The organism is Alienimonas sp. DA493 (assembly GCF_043951915.1).
Taxonomy (GTDB): Bacteria; Planctomycetota; Planctomycetia; order Planctomycetales; family Planctomycetaceae; genus Alienimonas.
This window is the reverse complement of sequence record NZ_JBINJD010000273.1, coordinates 1-3,182: the sequence shown is the minus strand read 5'-3', so window position 1 is coordinate 3,182 and position 3,182 is coordinate 1. Positions and strand designations below refer to the sequence as shown.

1 protein-coding gene and 1 pseudogene are annotated in these 3,182 nt (G+C 69.3%); both read left to right on the top strand.

What is annotated here, in order from left to right; genetic code table 11:
* Positions 1 to 239 precede the first annotated feature (239 nt).
* Positions 240 to 1,562, top strand: coding sequence for a transposase (locus tag ACG2DA_RS22210; RefSeq protein WP_395258805.1), 1,323 nt, complete (start codon positions 240 to 242; stop codon positions 1,560 to 1,562).
* 33 nt (positions 1,563 to 1,595) lie between these two features.
* Positions 1,596 to 2,564, top strand: a pseudogene (locus tag ACG2DA_RS22205) (IS110 family transposase); the annotation flags it as partial.
* Positions 2,565 to 3,182: the final 618 nt, after the last annotated feature.

The following is a 3,182-nucleotide window of genomic DNA, read 5'->3' as shown; positions in this document are numbered from 1 at the left end:
TCGGGCAGGCGGCACTGGGCCATGGCGGGTCCTCAAAGGCTGGATTCAGCCCTTGTTGCGCAAATCCCGTGCCGCGGTTCTCTGTCCGGTTCTAAGTTCGACTTTCGCAGTTTTCGCCTCGCGTGCCTCGACGGTCGGCGCGTGAGAAACGGTCGGCGCGTGAGAAAGGGAGCCGGCGGCTCGTACCCTGAGCGGAGTTCTCACGCACCGCTCACGGACGAGGCCGACTCCCCATGGAGATGGCTACGAGCTTCACGCCCCTGCTGCAAGTCTTCGCCCGGTCGATGACCCGGCCGACGCGCGCCACGCTGACGACGCTGCTCGCGGGCTGGATCTGCGCCCCGCGGCGGACGATCCTCGGCATGGTCCGGGCCGCCGGCGCCGGGCGGCATCACGCCGCCTTTCACCGCCTGTTCGCCTCGGCGGCGTGGTCGGTCGACCGGGTCGGGCTGGCCGCCTTCGACCTGTTCTCCGCGGGGACGAAGATCGCGTCCGTGGCCGTGGACGACACGCTGCTGCCCCGCCGGGGGCTGAAGGTGTTCGGAACCGGCATGCACCGCGACCCGCTGCTTTCCAGCCGTGGGCACACGAGTTTCGCCTGGGGCCACTGCTGGGTCGTGCTGGGCGTGGTCGTCGAGAGCCGGCACGTCCCGGGGCGGCGGTTTACGCTGCCGGTCCTCTGCCGGCTGTATCTCAATCGAGCCTCCGCCGCGAAGTGGAAACGGACCTATCGGAAGAAGACCGAGCTGACGCTCGACATGCTCCGAATTGTGGAACGGCACGTCGGACCAGAAGACAAACGCCTGCATCTGCTGGGCGATGCGGCGTATACGGCTCCGGCCGTGCTCGCGCAGATGCCCGACTCCGTCGCCGTGACCGGCCGCGTCGTCTCGAACGTCCGGCTGTGCGAACCCCCGCCGCCGCGTCGCCCCGGGCAGAACGGCCGGCCGCGGATCCGGGGCGCGTCGCTGCCGAACCCGCGCCAGATGTTGGCCGCGAAGGGGCTGCCTCGGCGAACGCTGAAACTGTACGACGGCCCGGCCTACCAAGTTCGGCTGGCCGAAGGGACCGGCCGGTTCCACAAGGCGCCGCACCGCCGCGTGAAGGTCGTCGCCATCGAACATCTGCGCGGCGGCCGCGGCGTCGAGGCGTTCTATACCGCCCCGGCGGCATCGGACGGCGAAGCCCCCGGCGCCGAGACGATCCTGCGCCGTTACTCCTGGCGGTGGTCGATCGAGGTGACCTTCCGCGACGCCAAGCAGCGGCTGGGGATCGCTCAGCCGCAGAACCGCACGACGAAGGCGGCCCGCCGCACGGCGGCCACCGGCTTTCTGCTGTACGGCCTCGTCGTGTGGTGGCACGAAACCGTCCGCCCGAAGCCCGCCGACTCGCTGCGCGACTGGTCGGGCAAGAGCGGGGCGTCCTTCGCCGACATGCTGGCCGCGTTGCGGCTGGAGTGCCTGGAAACCACGGCCCGAACGGGTTCCCCGACCCCCGCCCGAGAGCCGGGGGTGAGAAAACTCTGGGACCGCCTGAAGACCTTGGTGATACTCGCGGCGTGAAAGTGCGAAAGCCGAACTAAGGTCGACGCCGAGACGCTCGCCCAGCTCCTGCGCTGCGACTATCTGGCGGAGGTCTGGCAGCCGGACGCCGAGACGCAGCGGCGGCGGGACCTGATGACCCATCGGACGGCTTTGTCCTCCCGTCGGATCCGCCACGCGAACCGCATGCAGGCGATGCTCTCGCGTCTGATGCTCCGACCGCCGGTGAAGTACCTGTGGTCGAACGCGGGCGTGGCGTGGCTGGAAGCCCTCAATCTGAACCCGCACGACCGGCTTCTCCTCGACAGCCACCTGCGGCAGTGGCGGCACGCCGGGGAGGAGCTCGAACGGATCGACCGAGTTCTCGTCGAGATCGCCCGCGACGAGCGGCGAGTCAGGCTGTTGATGACGCTGCCCGGCGTCAGCCATGTCGTCGCCGTCGGCCTGCTGGCCGCCCTGGGCCCGATCGACCGGTTTCAAGACGGCGATCACGCCGCGGCCTATCTGGGCCTCGTGCCGTCCACGCGGCAGTCGGGAAACAAATGCTTCCACGGTCGGATCACGAAGGCCGGCAACCCGCAGACGCGGGGGCTGCTGACCCAAGCCTGTCAGCACGTCGCGAGGCGCCCCGGGCCGCTGGGGGCGTTTTACCGGCGGCTGGCGAAGCGGAAGCCGCGTCAAGTGGCGATCATGGCCCTGGCCCGCAAGCTGGTCACGATCGCGTACCTGATGCTCAAGAACGACGAGCCGTATCGGTACGCCCAGCCGATGCTGATGGCCCGGAAGTTTACGAAACTGCAGCGGGCGTATCGGCCGGAGGAGCGCGGCAAGCCCCGGCCCGCCCACGCCCGGGCCGCCGACGGACTGCCGGAGGTGTACGACGAGGTCGACCTGCCGAAAGTCATCGCCCCGAGTGATCTGCCCGTCGGCGAACGGAGGATGCTGCTCGATAAGAATGTGATGCGATACGTCGAGGAGCTGTACGCCCCGCGGAAAGAAAAGGCGGCCGACCCGGTCCCATAGAAAGACCGTTCAGAGGCGACCGGGCCGTCCTGCGGGGCGGCCCGGTCGCCTTTTCTTACGTATCAGGAACCTGCGTCAAACTCCGGTCGGTCAAGGTCAACTCGACCGACTCCAGCCTCTGCGAGACTGCCGGGGGCGGTTTGGCTCCCGGTCTGCGCGGACGCCGAATGGCTCTGGTGAAATCCCGCTGGAGATCAGGACCGTGGACTGGAAACCCTCAGAGGTACGTCCGACCCGGGAGCGGTCGCGTCCCCGTCGCGCCCCGGTGATCGTTCGCGGCGACGACGCGTCGGGCTCTCGGCCGCCCTCCCGCCGGCCCCGACGTGGACGTCCGAAGTTTCGGACGCGGCCGGCGTTCCCGGGACGGCTTCGTCGGTCGTGAGGAACAGTCTGGGACGCTGCCGAGTTTTGCCGCCTTAGATCCATGCCGTTGAGACTCGGTGGGCAGGACTCTTTTGCGAAGCACGGCCGTGGTTTGCCTACCTTAGATCCATGCTCGCCGGATTGCCGACGCCGCCCGCCGTCCGGGGGCGGGCGGCGCTTGCGCGTGGGCAGCTTCGTGGGCGCCCCGCCGGCCCCGGGCGTTCCCGCTCTCGGTCGCGCGTTTCACGGCCCCGG

What these genes read in the sequence shown, in the direction of transcription:
- ACG2DA_RS22210 (WP_395258805.1), top strand. Translation starts at nt 240, where the DNA reads ATGGCTACGAGCTTCACGCCCCTGCTGCAAGTCTTCGCCCGGTCGATG.